The organism is Bradyrhizobium cytisi, assembly GCF_008123515.1.
Classification (GTDB): domain Bacteria; phylum Pseudomonadota; class Alphaproteobacteria; order Rhizobiales; family Xanthobacteraceae; genus Bradyrhizobium; species Bradyrhizobium cytisi.
Genome location: NZ_VSSR01000029.1, coordinates 200,691 through 216,460 on the forward strand (window position 1 = coordinate 200,691; position 15,770 = coordinate 216,460).

General features: G+C 61.8%; 16 protein-coding genes. 6 read left to right on the forward strand and 10 right to left on the reverse strand.

The genetic code is table 11. From position 1 onward, the window contains the following. Both FXB38_RS19275 and FXB38_RS19280 read left to right on the forward strand, forming a co-directional pair. Positions 1-651 carry a 3-oxoacid CoA-transferase subunit B gene (locus tag FXB38_RS19275; protein WP_148752548.1) on the forward strand — a complete coding sequence of 217 codons (651 nt, stop codon included), beginning with the start codon at positions 1-3 and terminating at the stop codon, positions 649-651. Positions 652-664: 13 nt separating this feature from the next. Further along, entirely contained in the window at positions 665-1,123 is a 459-nt protein-coding gene (locus FXB38_RS19280; RefSeq protein WP_148752549.1) for a MaoC family dehydratase, read from the forward strand. A gap of 19 nt (positions 1,124-1,142) precedes the next feature. On the opposite strand, the gene fabI is transcribed toward FXB38_RS19280, so the two are convergent. From fabI to FXB38_RS19310, 6 genes are all read right to left on the reverse strand, one after another. Next, positions 1,143-1,931, reverse strand: coding sequence for an enoyl-ACP reductase FabI (gene fabI, locus FXB38_RS19285; protein WP_148752550.1), 789 nt, complete (start codon positions 1,929-1,931; stop codon positions 1,143-1,145). Continuing rightward, positions 1,928-3,142 (reverse strand): acetate/propionate family kinase, encoded by a 1,215-nt coding sequence (locus tag FXB38_RS19290; protein ID WP_148752551.1) that lies wholly within the window; start codon positions 3,140-3,142, stop codon positions 1,928-1,930. The genes fabI and FXB38_RS19290 overlap by 4 nt, the downstream gene beginning before the upstream one ends. A gap of 5 nt (positions 3,143-3,147) precedes the next feature. Then, positions 3,148-4,110, reverse strand: coding sequence for a phosphate acetyltransferase (locus FXB38_RS19295; RefSeq protein ID WP_148752552.1), 963 nt, complete (start codon positions 4,108-4,110; stop codon positions 3,148-3,150). 23 nt (positions 4,111-4,133) lie between these two features. Beyond that, a complete protein-coding gene (locus tag FXB38_RS19300) occupies positions 4,134-6,362 on the reverse strand; it encodes a DUF3141 domain-containing protein (RefSeq protein WP_148752553.1) in 2,229 nt (742 codons plus the stop codon). A 65-nt stretch (positions 6,363-6,427) separates the two neighbouring features. Further along, entirely contained in the window at positions 6,428-7,516 is a 1,089-nt protein-coding gene (locus tag FXB38_RS19305; RefSeq protein ID WP_246229983.1) for an AI-2E family transporter, read from the reverse strand. Between the two features lie 104 nt (positions 7,517-7,620). Continuing rightward, on the reverse strand, positions 7,621-8,466 hold the full coding sequence (locus FXB38_RS19310) for a metal-dependent phosphohydrolase (RefSeq protein WP_148752554.1): 846 nt from the start codon (positions 8,464-8,466) through the stop codon (positions 7,621-7,623). Positions 8,467-8,745: 279 nt separating this feature from the next. Here FXB38_RS19310 and FXB38_RS19315 point away from each other — a divergent pair, with 279 nt between their 5' ends. After that, the gene (locus FXB38_RS19315; RefSeq protein WP_148752555.1) at positions 8,746-9,279 is read left to right on the forward strand and encodes a GNAT family N-acetyltransferase; all 534 of its coding nucleotides are present in this window, start codon (positions 8,746-8,748) and stop codon (positions 9,277-9,279) included. A gap of 473 nt (positions 9,280-9,752) precedes the next feature. Here the strand turns inward: FXB38_RS19315 and FXB38_RS19325 are convergent, their stop codons facing one another. The 3 genes from FXB38_RS19325 to FXB38_RS19335 all read right to left on the reverse strand — a co-directional run bounded on the left by FXB38_RS19325 (position 9,753) and on the right by FXB38_RS19335 (position 12,016). Then, a complete protein-coding gene (locus FXB38_RS19325; protein ID WP_148752557.1) occupies positions 9,753-10,508 on the reverse strand; it encodes an outer membrane protein in 756 nt (251 codons plus the stop codon). 259 nt (positions 10,509-10,767) lie between these two features. Then, positions 10,768-11,049: a hypothetical protein gene (locus FXB38_RS19330; protein WP_148752558.1), complete on the reverse strand. Its 282-nt coding sequence runs from the start codon at positions 11,047-11,049 to the stop codon at positions 10,768-10,770. Positions 11,050-11,497: 448 nt separating this feature from the next. Continuing rightward, on the reverse strand, positions 11,498-12,016 hold the full coding sequence (locus FXB38_RS19335) for a hypothetical protein (protein ID WP_246229986.1): 519 nt from the start codon (positions 12,014-12,016) through the stop codon (positions 11,498-11,500). Positions 12,017-12,338: 322 nt separating this feature from the next. Between FXB38_RS19335 and FXB38_RS19340 the strand changes: the two genes are divergently transcribed. From FXB38_RS19340 to FXB38_RS42840, 3 genes are all read left to right on the forward strand, one after another. Further along, positions 12,339-12,629 (forward strand): hypothetical protein, encoded by a 291-nt coding sequence (locus FXB38_RS19340; RefSeq protein WP_246229987.1) that lies wholly within the window; start codon positions 12,339-12,341, stop codon positions 12,627-12,629. A gap of 711 nt (positions 12,630-13,340) precedes the next feature. Next, the gene (locus tag FXB38_RS43880) at positions 13,341-13,616 is read left to right on the forward strand and encodes a hypothetical protein (protein ID WP_148752559.1); all 276 of its coding nucleotides are present in this window, start codon (positions 13,341-13,343) and stop codon (positions 13,614-13,616) included. Positions 13,617-13,983: 367 nt separating this feature from the next. Beyond that, positions 13,984-14,145, forward strand: coding sequence for a hypothetical protein (locus tag FXB38_RS42840; RefSeq protein WP_187434990.1), 162 nt, complete (start codon positions 13,984-13,986; stop codon positions 14,143-14,145). Positions 14,146-14,411: 266 nt separating this feature from the next. On the opposite strand, the gene FXB38_RS19350 is transcribed toward FXB38_RS42840, so the two are convergent. Beyond that, the gene (locus FXB38_RS19350; RefSeq protein ID WP_187434991.1) at positions 14,412-15,527 is read right to left on the reverse strand and encodes a DUF3363 domain-containing protein; all 1,116 of its coding nucleotides are present in this window, start codon (positions 15,525-15,527) and stop codon (positions 14,412-14,414) included. Positions 15,528-15,770 lie beyond the last annotated feature (243 nt).

Sequence of the window (15,770 nt, forward strand, 5' to 3'; positions counted from 1 at the left end):
ATGGATCCGCAAACCCTGATCGCCCGTCGCGTGGCCAAGGAGCTCGGGAGCGGCGACCTTGTCAATCTCGGCATCGGCATCCCTACCCTCGTCGCAAACTACGTTCCGGCCGACCTGAAGGTGTTCTTCCAGTCGGAAAACGGTCTGATCGGCACCGGGCCGATCCCCGAGCAGGGCTTGGCACATCCGACGCTGACGGACGCAGGCGGACGCCCGATCAGTGCGCTACCCGGCGCTTCGACCTTCGACAGCGCAATGTCATTCGGATTGATTCGCGGCGGCCATGTCGATGTTACCGTGCTTGGAGGTCTCCAGGTCGATGCATACGGCCATCTCGCCAACTGGACGATTCCGGGCAAGATGGTGCCAGGCATGGGCGGCGCGATGGACCTCGTCAGCGGCGCCAGGCGCGTCATCGTCGCCATGCAGCATGCGGCAAAGGGCAAGTCGAAGATCGTCCCGAAATGTACCTTGCCGCTGACCTCGGTGCGGCCTGTGAACCTGGTCGTCACCGACATGGCGGTGATCGGCTTTGCCGGCGGCAAGGCGACGCTGCTTGAGACCGCGCCGGGCGTCACGATCGGCGAAGTCATGGCGGTGACGGACGCCGACCTCGTCATTCCTGACCATGTTCCGGAAATGATGATCTGACCAGGTGATGGACATGCGGATATTTGGCGATTTCAACGAGATCAGATCTGCCGCCGGCACCGAGATCGGCGCCAGCGACTGGATCGAGATCACGCAGGATCGGATCAACCGATTTGCGGAATCGACTTGCGACGAGCAATGGATCCATGTCGACCAGGAGCGCGCCCGCAAAGAGATGCCCGGCGGCACTACCATCGCCCACGGGCTGCTGTCGCTCGCGCTGGCGCCGATGTTCATCCGCTCGGTGATAGGGCTGGAGGGCTTGCGCAACACCATTAACTACGGCGCTGATAGGATCAGGTATCTTTCACCGGTGCGGGCGGGCTCGAAGCTGCGCGGGCGCGTCACTGTTGCCGAGACGGAGGATATCCCTCCCGATGGTCTCCGTGTGAATTACCATCTCGTGATCGAAATCGAGGGCGGCAAACGGCCGGCTTGCGTCGCCGAGCTGATCGCCCTGCACTATCGCTGAGCAACGCGCCGGTCTCTCCTCAATCGATGATGTGATAACCGCCATCGACGTAGAGAACGCTGCCCGTGATGAGCTTGGCGCCGTCGAGCGCCAGGAACGCAGTGGCATTCCCGACATCGTCGATGCTGACGAGGCTGCGCGACGGTGCTTTCGATTGCGCCTTGTCCATCAGCTCGTCGAACTCTGGAATGCCTGAGGCCGCGCGTGTGGCGAGCGGACCAGGCGAGATCGCGTGCACGCGGATTCCTTTCGGCCCCAGCTCGGCCGCGATGTAGCGCACCGACGCTTCGAGCGCGGCCTTCGCCACGCCCATCACGTTGTAATTCTCGACCACCATCTGGCTCCCGTAATAGGTCATGGTGAACATGGTGCCGCCGTTCTTCATCAGCGGCTCGGCCAGACGGGCCATGCGCATGAACGACCAGCAGGAGACCTCCATCGTCTTCAGGAAGCCGTCGCGACCGACGTCCACCACGCGCCCGTGCAAGGCTTCCTTCGGAGAGAAGGCGATCGAGTGCAGCAGGAAATCGAGCTGTCCCCACTCCTTCTCGATCCGCGCGAACGCCTCTTCGGTCTGCCCCTCCATCATGACGTCGAGCGGCATGAAGATGGGAGCCTCAAGCGCCTGCGCGAGCGGCTCAACGTGCTTCTTCGCACGCTCGTTCAGGTATGTGACGGCAAGATCGGCACCGAGGGCGCGAAAGGCCTTGGCACATCCCCACGCGATCGACTGGTCGTTGGCGATGCCCACGACGAGGCCTTTTTTTCCCTTCAGGGCAACCTTTGTATCGGGAAACACGGGAATCATGACGCCCTCTCCTGTCTGGCATTGGTGGTTGGCCTTTTCGTCAGCAGCGACAGCGTATGCTGCGCGATCATCAATTCCTCGTCCGTCGGCACGATATAAACCGGAATCCGGCTGTTTGACCCCGATATCAGCCGCGAATGACGGGCATTCTCGGCCTGATCGAGGGAAACGCCGAGCCATCCGAGTTGACTGGCCACGCGTGCACGGATGGTGGCGGAGTTCTCGCCAATGCCGGCTGTGAAGACGAACGCATCAAGGCCTTGCAATGCTGCGGCGAGCATCCCGGCGTTGAGCCCGATCCGATAGACGAAGTAGTCGATCGCCAGCCTGGCGTTGAAGCTGTCGCTGGTCTCGAGCTCGCGCATGTCGTTGCTGATGCCGGATAGTCCCTTCAGGCCGCAATCGCGGTAAAGGAAGTTCTGGACGTTAGCTGCCGACATCCCTTTCTCGGAGATCAGGTAGAGCACAACGCCCGGGTCGATCTGACCAGGGCGCGTTCCCATCGGGAGCCCGTCGAGAGCGGTGAAGCCCATCGTGCTTTCGATGCTTCGCCCGCCGCTGAGCGCGCACATCGACGCCCCGCTGCCGAGGTGAGCGACGATCACCCGCTCCTTCGCAATCTTGGGCGCGATCTTCGGCAAGGTCTTCGCGATGTATTCGTACGACAGGCCATGAAAGCCATAGCGACGCACGCCTTCGGCATGAAGCCCATGCGGGATCGCGTAGTGGTCAGCGACCGCGCTATGTGTGCGGTGAAAGGCGGTGTCGAAACAGGCGACCTGAGGCAGTGCCGGGAAATTGGCGAGGATCGAGCGGATCGGCGCCAGATTGTGTGGTTGATGCAGGGGCGCCAGCGCGATGAACCGTTCCAGCCGGGTCACGACACCATGATCGACCTGGATCGGGCGGTCGTAGTCCGGCCCGCCATGAACGACGCGGTGACCGACCGCGATGGGATGGATGCAAAGCTCGTCCCGCAGCCACGCGCCGGCGATCTCCATTGCGGACGGAAGGTCGGGCACCGCATCGATCGGATAAGCGCGGTCGGCAAGTGGATCGCCCTCGCCGCCGCTGGCCCGCAAGCGGGGACGGCTGCCGATGCCGTCTATCTGCCCCTTGAGCTGCTGCCGCAGCATTCCTTCGTTCTCGATCGAATAGATCCGGAACTTGACGCTGGATGAGCCGGCATTGACGACAAGAATGGTATCCATGGCGCTCACGCAGCGATCGTTGGGGCATGCTGGCGCCGTGCATTGGCATACAAGGCTGCAACCGCACAGGAGGCCATCCGTGCGCGCGGCGAATCCGCACGCGACGTCAGGATGACCGGCACCCGGGCGCCGAGCACGATGCCGGCGCCGTCCGCCTTGGCGAAATATGCGAGATTCTTCGCCAGCATGTTGCCGGATTCAAGATCGGGAACGACGAGTATTTGCGCCCGCCCGGCGACTTCGGACTTAATCCCCTTGATCCGCGCCGCCTCTTGATCGATGGCATTGTCGAATGCGAGCGGCCCGTCGAGCACACCGCCTGTGATCTGGCCCCGGTCCGCCATCTTGCAGAGTGCCGCGGCCTCGATCGTCGACGGAATCTTGGACGTGACGGTTTCGACCGCCGATAGAATCGCAACGCGCGGCGATTTGCCGAAGCCGGCTTGCACATAAAGATCGATCGCGTTCTGGATGATGTCGCGTTTGGCGTCGAGATCCGGGAAGATATTGATGGCCGCATCTGTCACGAAGATGGTCTCGGCGTAGGCCGGCACGTCCATCACGAAGACATGGCTGATGCGCCGCTCGGTGCGCAGGCCGCCGGCCTTGGCAGTGACGGCGCGCATCAGCTCGTCCGTGTGCAGACTGCCCTTCATCAGCAGTTCGCCCCTGCCTGCGTGGATCAGCTCGACCCCCCGAGTTGCAGATTCGTCGCTGTGCCTGGTATCGACGATCTCAAAGGCACCAATGTCGAGACTGTGCCTGCTGGCCGTATCACGGATCTTCGTGTCAGGCCCGACCAGGATCGGCCGAATAATGCCAGCCTGTGCGCTTTCGACGGCGCCGCGGAGCGATGTCTCGTCACAGGGATGCACGACGATTGTTGGGGCCAGCGGCACCGCCCTGGCGGCCGTGATCAGGCGATCGTATTTGCTGGGAGACTGCGTCTGCGTCGCGTCTGCTGACATGAGACCGCTCCTTCCTACCAATGTTACGACGCCTTCGCTTTGGGATCGAAAGAGGCAACATTGGACGCCCTCCCCGACGTATCGCCGGCATCGAGACCGAACAACGCCGCGACATGCTGCAGGCGGCTCGCGCGCTCACCCATGATTTCCTCACTGGCGGCCAGCACCTCGCCCACCGCCGCGAAGGCTGCGCGGCGCTGATCGGCATCGTCGGGCAGCAACTTCGGGATCGCGGCCAACGCCGCCTCGCGATCAAGCAACAGCATGAAGAACTGCTCGCGGACCAGCATCTTGAACTCGGGCAGCGTCAATCGCGCTCCGTCGTAGTCGCGTCGAACCGACCGCAGCGCCTCGATGCTTCGCTCGTCCACCATTCCCCTCGCCGACCCGACATAAAGAAGCGCACGAATGGCCGCTTCTCGAAGTCCGCCTTCGCCGATCCTGGACTTGAGCTCCGAGATCCTCTTGTCAAGCATGTCGCGGTGTTCGGCGGGCATCTCGCGCCGGGGCGAGGGTTCGGCCTTCGGATCTATACCGACCGCCGCTTGAAGCGCCGGCGAGCCATAGACGTTGAGGAAGATCGCCTCGCTCAGCGCTTCCTGCGAATCGCGCCAGCTGTCCAACGCATGAACGATCTGCTTGGATATCTGCTCCTGAAACGCCAGAAACGGATTGTCCTTCGAAGCCGGCTTGCGGTTCTCTTCTATCCCGTCCGCGGCCGACTTTACCGCGGTCATCCAGGGATTCTGGCTGCTGAACGCCTCATACTGCGTGCGCAGCGGATGCAGATTTCGCATCAACTCCGCCGTCTGCGGCGCCACGATGCCCTTGATCCAGGGGTGGACGAACTTTTGATAGGCGGCGAGATTGAGCTCCGAGACGCGCTTGGCGGCGGCAAACCGCCGCTCGTCCTCGGGCGAATTGCCGCCCATGGCCCGGATGTCCGCGAGCGTCCGGGCCTCGCATCGCATCACCCACTGGCCGACGACGAGATCGGAACTCGTAGTCTCCTCGCCCTTGGCTTCGAAGGTCGCTTCGTAGAGACCGGGCGGCAGCACGTCGATCAGATCGATATTGCTGGAAAACTCGGCGTGCTCCTTCTTGGCGACGCCGCCCGAGACGAAAATACCGAGATGGCCGACGCTTTCGTGAACGGTGTAGACGATGGTCTGCCCATAGGCCCTGATATCGTCGACATCGGCGTAGCAATCGAGGATCCAGCCGAGTGCCTGCTGCGGCGGCGTGATATTGTCGCCCTTCGAGCAGAACACCACGATCGGCGACCTGATGTTGCGCAGGTCCACCATCTGACCGTCCGACATCTTGATGTTGCCGGCAGCGAGGTTGTTGCCGACGAACAACTCGTCGACGATAAACTGGATCTCCTCGGCGTTTAGGTTGACGTGTCCGCCCCACCAGCGCTCGAACTCGAGATAACGCTCGGCCTCGCTGTCGACCTTCGAATAGACGTTGTACTGCTTGGTCCAGAGGGTGTTCGAGGGGTTCTGGCTCTCGAAATTCTGCACCAGCCAGGCGCCGTCGAATTTTCCGCCGCCGAGATCACTGACGAGGGCCGTGAGCCAGCTTCCGCCGAGCAGGCCGCCCGAATAGCGCATCGGATATTTGCCATGTACGCCCGCCCAGTAGGCGAGCGGCGCACCGGCGATGATCATCGGCCCAAACAGTTCGGGCCGTAGCGACGCCAGGATCATGACCGCCCAGCCGGCCTGGCAATTGCCGATGACGCAGGGCTTGCCGTCGGCATCAGGATGGCGACTGATCACCTTCTCGATGAACAGCGCCTCGGCACGCGCGATGCGCTCGATCGTCTGTCCCGGCATCGGCTCCGGTAGGAAGCCGATGAAGTAGCAGGGATGCCCCGCCTTCATCGCGACGCCGATCTCGCTGTCGGCCTTGAATCCGCCGATGCCCGGACCGTGTCCGGCGCGCGGATCGATCACGATGAACGGCCGCCGCGCAGGATCGATCTCGACGCCTGCTGACGGGATGATGCGGACAAGCGCGTAATTGACGGGTTCATCCAGCTGGCGGCCGTCGATGATCAACTCGGCGGCATATTGCAGGACGTGCGGTGCGGTCTGGGCGACGTGCTCTCGATACTGATCGCCGCGCCGGCGCATCACGTCGAGGAACAGGATGCTCCGTTGTCCGGCATCGACCATGTATTCGACCGCCGAGGCGACAAGTCCGGACATCGGACCACCTGGCAACGCAGGCATTTCCATCGACATGTTTCGACCTCATCGTCGTGTCGATTTCATTCAAAGGCCTGCGCACCCGCCAATGTTGATTTAGGTCAACGCTCGACCGCCAGCTGCGCGGGCGGAACACGTTCCGTGCGGATCCAGGCGACCGTCAGCTCCCAGGCAACGGACAGAATGATCGGTCCGATGAAGAGGCCGATGATGCCATGGACGAGGGTTCCGCCGATTACCCCGATCAGGATGACGAGTGCGGGCGTGGTCAGGCCGCGCCCCATGACGAGCGGTTTCAGGATGTTATCGAGCACCGATACGATCACGAGAAACACCGTCAGCAGGAGCGCGATTGGAAACTCCTTGTCGGTCCAGATCCAGATGATGACCGGCAGGATGACGATCGCTCCGCCGATCTGCACGATCGACAGCAACAGCACCACGAACGCCAGCAGTCCCGCGGCGCCGATGCCGGCCAGCTTGAAGCCAATGCCGGCGAGCAGGGATTGGACAATCGCGACGCCGATCACACCCTGGGCGACTGCACGGATGGTGGTACCGGCGAGGTCGAGAAAGTGTTCGCTCTGGTCCGGCACGATCCGTGACAGAAAATCGCGACCCGCAGCCACAAGCTGCGGACCATACGGAAACAGGACGCCCGCCACGACCACGGATAGCAGGAATTTCACCGTTCCCACACCGGCATTGCCGGCAAATCCCAGCAACGTCGCCGCGAAGGGCTTGAGATACGGCACCACTTCGCGCAGAAGCGAACGAAGATTGGTCGAGGCCTGATCCCAGAGATCAAAAAGTTGAGGTCCGACGAGGGGCCAATCCTTGACCGATTGAGGTGGCGAGGGAACCAGTACCTCGCCCGCTGTCATTTGCCCGGCAAGATCCCTGATCCCATCGACTGCGCCCATGCCAAGCCAGGTCGCGGGTCCGATAACAATTGCGAGACTGACGAGGGTGAGAATCCCCGCCGCAAGCTTCGGCCGGCCGCCGAGGATCTTGGCGAGGCGCTGAAACACCGGATTGAGCGCGACGGCGAGCACGACGCTCCAGGCCAGGATCGGCACAAACGGACGGATCAGAAGCAGCGTCCAGACGATCAGGACCGCGAGCAACCCCAGCCGGATCACAAGCTGGATGATCTCGTCTCCGGAGATGATCTGGCGAAGTGTTCTCACGGACGCGCCTTCAGCCATAGTCACGCATGTTGCAGGCAAGCCTAATCCCCGCTCTCGCGCGGCGATCTTGATCCAGATCAAGTGAGTGGCGGGGTCGGCAGCTGTTATGGCTGCGGTCCCGAGAGGTTCATCTCACGCTCGGCCCGGAATACGTTGCCATAGAGACTTGCGATCCACTGGCGGCCACGCGACGTCACGTTGAGATAGCGTATCGCCGTCTGGATTTGCGGAGCAACATTGGTCCAATAGAACTGAGGATATTTGTAGACGATGTCCGCCGGCGTCGCGTAGCCCAGCGTCTTGTTGAGCCCAATCTCCTCGAATTCGTGGAACAGCGCATTCGTCTTTCTCAGATAGTTGGGATCGCCAAGCTGGCCTATCAGATCGGCGGCTCGCAGCAGCAACCCCTCTTCCTCGATCAAGCTGTCATTCGAGGACATCGTATAGGGAAACCGGGTATATTCGATGGCACGGGCCACCCGGTCCGCATCGAGCTGTTCGACGGAATCCAGCCGCTCGAGAACGAACAGTTTCGAGCGGTCGACATGGTAGGGAGCCAGCGCGGCATCGGACGATCCTCTTGGCAGGCGAACTGTGCCGCCATTCACGTCCGCAATGAACTCCTGGTCCTCGTCGCCATGGACGACGCCGCGCACATATCCGATGTCGTGAGCGAGGCAGGCCAGAATGAAGTTCGCATAGTCATTTGCCGTGGTCGGCCGCAACAGCGCGCGTCCGGTCAGGATGTCGTGCCCAGCAAGCGTCACGAGCAGCGTGTGCTCTATGTTGTGATAAAGCGCGTCGCTGTTGCCGATGCACTCCAATGCGAGCTTCGCCGCGAACGGAAGCAACTCGGTCAGACCGGCATGCGAAGCGCCAAACCGGTCCCTCGTTTCCGCGGTCAGAAACGCGCCCAACGCCTGCGAAACCAGTTCGGGAACTGTGATCATTAGGGACATCCGTTCAGCTTTCGCGGCGTGACATCTCGCGGGCGGCCATCATATTCCGCCGCAAAGCGAGGCGTTGATATGCGTCAATACCCGCCTGGAGCATCGGATGGCTCCCAGCCCCATCCTTGGAAGAGTGATCCGGAGGATCGTGCCTGTGCCCAGATCGCTTTCGAGTTTTGCGCCGCTCTCTTGATCCAGATCAAGCGACCGCGACCGGAGGCGGCTCATGGGCGAAATTCTGGCAAGTGCGTCGCCCGGCCTCTCGACACCAGAACCCTCATGTCGGACATCGCCAGTTACAGTTCAAGAGAGCACCTGCGCGACGGCAGCCCGGTCGAAGTTCGTGCACTTCGGCCGGAGGACGAGGCCAACATGCTCGCCGCGCTCGACCAGACGAGCGCGCAGTCGTTGCAGCGCCGCTTCTTCGCGATGAAGCGCCATTTCTCCGACAAGGAGCGCGCCTTCTTCATGGAGGTCGACTTCAGAAATCACGTCGCACTGGTGGTGCAGGCCGCGCAAGCCGGCCGGGACATCATCGTCGGAGGTGGTCGATACGTCGTCTTCGCACCTGGCCGGGCCGAGATGGCCTTCGTCGTCATCGATGCCTGGCAGGGACGAGGCGTCGGCTCCATCCTGATGGATCACCTCGGCAGGATTGCCGGCGACGCCGGATTGAACGAGCTCACAGCTGAAGTGCTGCCCGAGAACAGGGCGATGCTGGCGGTGTTCGGCAAGTTCGGCTTCAGGCCGGCCGCGCGCAGCGACCCGCAGGCGGTCCATCTGGCGCTACGCCTCGGGCAAGCGAACCGGTGATTAGGCAGAGCTACTATTCGGGCTGGTAAATCCGAGTTCGAAACCTATCGCGCGTGCGAGCTCCGGGAGCGCAAGCACTCACGCCTTCGTTGATCTGGATCAACTCGCTGGTAGAGCAGTGGCCCGACTACGGCTCCAGACAGAGGAGGCCAAAATGAAGTTATCCATCGGACTAGCAGCCGCGTTGGTGACGATCGGATTCGTCTTCGCGAGTTCTGAAAGCGCCAATGCCGTCATATACTGCCAATACGTGGATTATCCCGCACATTGCGTCGCGAGACCGGGTGTCGTCTTGGGAGCGCGTCCCGTTGCTCGCGCTGCTGCACGCGAGGCGGTGCGGCCGGGCACTCCGGCGAACCGCGGCGGTCCGGTCGATCGCGTCGGCAGGCGCTGATCAGCTTGCCGCGACAACGTCGCGAAAAGTGAGGGCCGGCGTTGCCGCCAGCCCCCTGAAGGGGGCAGATCGGGAGAGGTCAGTACTTTGCGACGACCGGGTTGCCCCAGCCGAAGCGGTAGTTGAAGCGAAGCGTGACCATGTCCACGTCCTGCGTGATCCGGTCGTTCACAAAAGCGGCAAGTCGCGGATCAGCGACTGTGAACGAATTATTCCGGTGCCCCATGAACAAATGGTCGTATTCGACACCCACCGACCAATTCGGGGTGAAGCCATACTCGAATCCAACACCAACGACACCACCCCAGCGGGTCGCGCTTTGCGCGGCGAGCTCGGCACCGGACGCAGTATCAAGAACGCTGAGGCGGTTGTCTGTCACCGCCGCGCCGCCCTTCACGTAGAGCAGTGACGCATTCCAAGCGTAGCCGATCTGGCCGGTGAAGAGGCCGATGGCACTCGTTTTGGTGCGAGTGGAGAGCGTCGGATCGATGAGGCTGACGCGCTGGTTGCTGAGATCCGCCCAATCGCCCTGAGCTTCCAGACCAAACACCCACTGGCTGGCTTGCCAGCGATAACCGAGCTGGCCACCGATGACGCCACCGGATCGATCGCGGCAGCCGGAAGCGACGGCTACGCCAGCCGCGTCAAGGAAATCCACGCAGTTGTGGTTCTGCGCCCATCCACCATTGCCGCCGATATAGAAGCCGGTCCAGTTGTAGATCGGAGCGATCATCGGTGCCGGCGGCGGCGCCTTCACGGCCATATCGGCAGCCATGGCGGGCCCTACGGCGCCCAATGCCACCAGACAAACGGTTGTTAGCAGAAGCCTTTTCATCGTGCTTTCTCCTTGCCGGCCGCCTCTGACTGGCCGAAACGGCGGGTTTGTTGCAATGCAATGATTCCCCAACTTCCGGCTGAACTCTACGGGCGAGGGCGCAATCTCCGCGTGCCAAAATGGCAACACCCAAGACATTTCGCACTCGAGCTAATCTTTCTCGCTGACGAAGCCTCAATGATTTCGCCTGGTGTCCGAATGGAGGAAAGCCGCCTGCCGCTGGAGCTCGCTTCTTGGTATCGGCAACGATCGGTCGTGATCACGGCCCTTTCTCCGGGTCGCGCTTGTCCCCCTGGCCATCAACCTCCTCGCCTTGGTCTTGCGCGATCCAGGACGGGATGTCGCCTGAGGGAATCAACTGTCGCGGCAAGAAGGGATTGAGCGTGCCCGCGAACACGATCAATCCCTCATTGAACTTCTCTCGCGCGAAAGTCCTCGCGGCGGCTTCGCTCTCGAACGTGCGTGTCTCCCGGGGACTTCGCCGCTTCGGCAAGGTCCCGCGCTTGTGCACCTCGAACGTGACGTACCAGGTCTGCGGCATGCGCCCGCTTCCGAATCGCGATCAAGCGGACATCTGTCGACCAACAACGACCGGCGAGATCATGTTGGCGTCCTAGTAGCGCCGCTCTTCGCGGCGCTCCGTGCGTCCCTCACGCCTCTCCTCGCGCCGTTCGGTACGTCCCATACGCCGCTCTTGGCGGCGCTCGTGGCGCGCTCCCCGCCTCTCCTGGCGTCGTTCCATTCCGACTGTCTGCGCCGGCGCTTGTGTTCCGAACAGGAACGTACCGGATGCCGCCAGCCCGAGCGCAGCAGCCCATCCCAGCAAGGAAAGAGCCTCGCGACGACCGAGTCGTTCAAACCTTGACGTTTCACTCATGTCAGTTACTCCCGATCTTGAGGACGTTTCAGTAGGCAATGCCTCGACGTGCATTCGTTGATCAATGTCAACGGTGGGCGTCCCACTCTGCAGACGCAACGAACGGAGACGCTCACCAAACCTGGTTACCGAACCAGCCGTACTGCGGCGGCCGCGCGACGAGCCGGATACGTCTTTCGATGTGTCTCCTCACAATTTTGTTTTGACGCTGCGGTTTCGCATCGGCCTTTGTCGACTGACGCGCTCGCAGCCGTTCGGCATCGAGCGGTCCAAGCTGAGCAAATGCCTCGCGCACGCGCGTGTGTGGGAAGTCGGCGCCCGACGGGGCACCCAGCTCGACCTTAGCGATGTCAGTCGCGACGGTCGTGGGTTGGCTGGTGTCGAGAACGACCCGCTCAGGCAGTTTCCAATCAGAATGAATGCGGACAGTGGCGGAGCGCCCAGTTCCACCGCGTATGGCAGGCCGATCCGGGACACAGGCGTCCGCAACGAAGAACAGCGCCAGCAACGCACCGCCGACATAGAACAGATATCGTGAGATGGGCATTGTCGGCGCCATCGCGGCCGCAGATTTTCGTCTGGCGAGCAACGGGCGACGGCGGCAAAATTGGCGAAGCAATGCAACCTGCATGGGCGTGGTTGCCTAAACCGAACCGCCGTTGCATCCGCCGCGGCGTGTCTCTGGTGAAGCACTTTCTGAAGCTTGCGCGGTGCTCCATTTGGCACGCGCACACACGCTGCAGCAGGCCAATGCTCATCGCATCCCAGCGCGGCTTCGCTTGAGCCAGATCAACGAATTGAGCTTTCGCAAAATCGCCTCGCGCGCCGTTGCACGGCTTGGTCAGTGCCAGTGACATGCCCCTTGGTACAATGACCGAGAGGGCAATTGCAGAGACGCGGCGCGCATCGCAGACTTCTCGTCGCGTACATCGAGCTTCTGGCAGGGAGGGCCGATGATGATTCAATTCGAGCTGAGTTCGCGCGCAGCACTTTGCCGGCAGCTTGCAAGCCAGGACCTAGACAACCACTCTGTCTGGATGGCCGAGGCGAGAAGCTGGTCAAACCTGGCAGATAAGACGCTTCATGATGAGCACGGACTGAAACGCGGTATCGTTGCCAGGTTCTTCTTCGCGTTCAGCAAATTGGTCGCGGGGCAAGACAAGCCTGCGAACCACACAACAGAGATGGCGCAGAGCAGATCGAGACGCCTCATGCCTTCTCGGAGCTTGTCACCTATTGCCTGAAACATTCTATCGCGAATCGTTCGCGCGGCTGCATGCCTGGACCCGGTATGGAGAGCGCCGGCGGCTTCACCGTAACGGCGCGCTTTCCGATGCGACCGGCGGCTGCACCTCCCGCCGTTCGAACGGTGTCCTCCAGATTTGCTTTGCTTGATCCGATAAAATTGGAAGGGGCTGGGGGACCTCCATTTCTTCGAAACCCTTGATCTAAAGCAAGTCGCCGCCCTGGTGCTGCGTTCGTGTTGTGACGAGGGCGGGGATGGCATCATGTATGTGTGTCAATAAATCCGAGAACGGCACGATGGGCGGCGCCTCATTAGGCCGCTCATCGCTCTAAGCTACACTCACGCGACCAATGGCTGTGCGGGAGAATAGCATGACTTATGTTCTAATTGTCGTCAGCTGGCTCGGCGTTGCCAATGGCGCTGTTGTATCGACGCAAGAATTTTCGAGTGCAGAGCGTTGCGAAGCGGCCCGGACGGCACTGATGGAATACGCGAAGGCGCGCAGCACTGACGAGACGCTGAGGCCCCTTTGCATGCAGAAGTAACAAGAGCCGAAATGGCTGACGCGTGCCCGACTTGGGCTGAAAGCGTTTTGGCGTTTCGCCCGCGCTACAGCTGCACGATTTCTACGGTTCCTTGACCTTGATCAATGGTCCGAGCACCAAAGCATGGAGCGATCCCAATTCACTCTCACAGGACGGAGACTCCCATGAAGCGTGGCATGCTCATAAAATTATCACTCGCAGGTGCCGTGGTCGCCCTCGGAGTGTCCGGTTCAATTGGCTGGTCGGCCGACGAAAGCCTTTCGCTCTCGCTAAGTCGGGCAGAAGCACGGGTCGGGCGCCCCTTGACACCAGTGTCAGTCGCCGGCGTCGCACGCCGCACCACCAGGCGCGCGGTCGTAGGCGGCGCGGCAGTTGGTGCAGCCGCCGTCGGCACGGCATGTGTCCGCGTTCTGGTCAACGGCAGCTACGTCTGTCGCTGATAGCCGTCATTACCGGCTCTGAATACCGCATCCTGCGGGATGATTTTCCTGCGGGATGTGCTGTTGCCGACCTGTGATCGAGCCCAAATCAGCATCTACAGCGGCTCTGGCGTCCCTCCAGAGCGCGAGGGCGTAGCGCGATGAAGTGTGGAGTCCTGCCACCCATTCCGCCAACCACGACCAGCACTACTATAGAGCTTGCCGGGACCGGCTCGTACGACTGCCACCCGTTGCTTTTTCAGCCGCAAATCAGGTTCGAGCTGCTCAAGCTTTGGCTCCAGCCCGCCACCAGGCCGTACTCGGCGCTTTGAGTCGCCAGCTCCTGCTGGGTCGCGTGTCGGCGCGCGCGTGACCTTTTGAGCCTGCCATGACCGCAGCAAAGCCTTTCTTCCTTTCAGCCGCCAATTGCCGGTCGAGGGAGCCGAGTCTGCGTGAGCTGCGCCAGCACCGCATTGAGGCGCGCAACGATTTCCGTATCTCGCTGATGGACGGCCACTGTAGCAGGCAAGTGAGCGTCGCAAGCACCTGATCCCTCGTCTTCAATGCACAGGTGTGAGTTCTGCAATCTTCTTCTCTTCTCTTCTCTTCTTTGCTTCGAGTTGCAGGGCCTTGCAGAGATCCGCAGCAAGGCTGTTGCTGAAGTTCTTAGATGGAGGGCTCAATGCTCGGGATGGGCTACGTTTGAAAGCTTGAAGGCAGGCCAAGCGCAAAAAGGGCGCGCGGAGCCGTCAGCCTCGGCGGGATGACGCCGGTCCGGCCCAATGGCGTCAAACTGGCAAAGCCCTCCCACGAAGCTCACAAGCCCAGCCCGCGCTTTCGTCCGAAGCTCCAATCGATGCCGCCGCTATCCAACGCGGTGCCGGAGACGTGTTGGCCGATGCGCTTGTCGAGGACCGGCTGCCAGGGGACGAGAGCGAAGCCGAGGCCACCATCGGCGCTCAGGATTTCGAGTATGGCAAAGCGACCGCTGGCGAGATTGGTCGAACCGACGAGAGCCCCGGTGACGTACTCGCCTGCCTTGACCGGCTGGAAGGTTCGTCCAAGCGTGGATGCCATCTGGTGTCCGACCCGCTCGACCTCGTTCCGCTCGAGGGTGGCGATGCTCGGCCGGGAAATGCTCATCTTCCCGTCCTTGGTCACCGCGTAGCCCATTTCCACCAACCGCTGGGTGCGCTGATTGAGAGCCTGCTTGACCTGTCGGCCAAAGCCGAGGTCTTTGACCATGATAGGGTCGCGGGCGATCAGCTGGCGGTCGAGCCAGGTCGCTCCGTCACTGGTGATCTGCCGTTCAAGGTCGAGGGTGGAGAGGGTACGGAGTTGGGGTCTGTTGCCACCCTGGGCGAGGTCGTGGGCCTGCCCGCGCTCGACGATGTCGTGCGGGACCCGCCAATGATCCTCGTCGAGCCGCTCGACATGCCCCGCCCGGCGCAGCGCTTGCAGGCGGCGGACGTGGAAGCGGACGAAGCTTTCCGGATCCTTGCCCTGACGTTCAAAGCTGTTCTTGACGCGGGCGAGATGCCGGCTGGGCCGGTAGATGCCGTCGCCCTCCTCGGCGTTGATGGCAATGTTGTGGTCTGCCGACCGGGTCCCAGAGGCGGGAGGAGCCGCCTCGACGATCATGCCCCGCCGAACCTCCTCGACCCGGGAGGCATCGCCGAACTCCATGTGATGAACCCTTCCATCGACTCCGTCGATCACAAGAAAGACCCGCTCGCTCATCTCGTCGCTGGCGAGGCCCTTGGCCAGGACACGACCGACCACGGTTTGGTTGATCGAGGCGCCATGAAGGGCGTATTGCCCGACCCCACGCTCCTCCGCGAGGCCCTGATCCGAAAGCGCCCGGTGCATGGTCTTGATGATGTCATTGCGCTCGCCGAGGTCCTTCAGGGTGATCTCGGTCTTGTCGGACATCTTCACTACCTTCTGCGGTGCATCGATGCCCCAAATCTCCATCCGCCGGCCGCGCTGATCACGACAATTTAAGTCCGGGCGGCAACGAGTCATGCCCCGCGAGCCTGCCTTTGCCATAATTATCGGCTACGTTGCATCTCGATTGGAATCCCGCAGGCGCGTTGTCCGAGGCTCGCAGAACCCGCTTCGATTTACAGACATTGGGCGGAGTTCGACAATACCTCAACAGCTATCGTCACACCT